Source organism: Streptomyces sp. 13-12-16 (assembly GCF_002114215.1).
Lineage (GTDB): Bacteria > Actinomycetota > Actinomycetes > Streptomycetales > Streptomycetaceae > Streptomyces.
Genome location: NZ_NCTE01001471.1, coordinates 1 through 720, shown reverse-complemented (window position 1 = coordinate 720; position 720 = coordinate 1). Strand labels below are relative to the sequence as shown.

General features: G+C 78.3%; 1 protein-coding gene. It reads left to right on the top strand.

Annotated features, from left to right (window positions below; all coding sequences use genetic code 11):
- A partial coding sequence (locus B7767_RS42955) for an HAD-IC family P-type ATPase (RefSeq protein WP_143653014.1) occupies window positions 1–720 on the top strand: 720 nt, incomplete at both ends.

Sequence of the window (720 nt, the reverse complement as noted above, 5' to 3'; positions counted from 1 at the left end):
CCGGCGAGGGGCGCCGGGTCGTCCACGCCACCGACGAGGCCGTCCTCGACGTCGCCCCGTCCGACGCCGGCTGGAGTGCCGACGGCGAGCTGGCCTTCGAGGCCAGCCGCGGCTACGCGGCGGCCGCCGGCCGGGACGGCGACACCGCGCTCCTCGTCGTCAAGGGCGCCCCCGAGACGGTCCTCCCCGCCTGCCGGGACCTCCCCGAGGAGGCGGCCGGCACCGCCCACACCCTGGCGGGCCAGGGACTGCGCGTCCTCGCCGTCGCCCGGCGCCCCCGCCGGGGGACCGACGCGGACGCCGAACTCGAGGCGGACCTCGCCGACCTGGAGTTCGCCGGACTGATCGCCCTCGCCGACGTACCGCGCGACACCTCGCGGGAGCTGCTCGCCGAACTGCGCCGGGCCGGCATCCTGCCCGTCATGCTCACCGGCGACCATCCGGAGACCGCCCGCGCCATCGCCCTGCAACTGGGCTGGCCCGAGGAGACGGAGGTGGTCACCGGGGACGACCTGGTCGCCATGGGCCGCTCCGACCGGGTGCGCGCGCTGCACGGCGCCGGAGTCGTCGCCCGCGTCGCCCCCGAGCAGAAACTCCACGTCGTGGAGGCCCTCCAGCAGGCCGGCCGGGTGGTGGCGATGGCGGGCGACGGCGCCAACGACGCCGCCGCCATCCGCGCCGCCGACGTGGGCGTCGGCATCGAGGCCCGCGGCTCCGCCG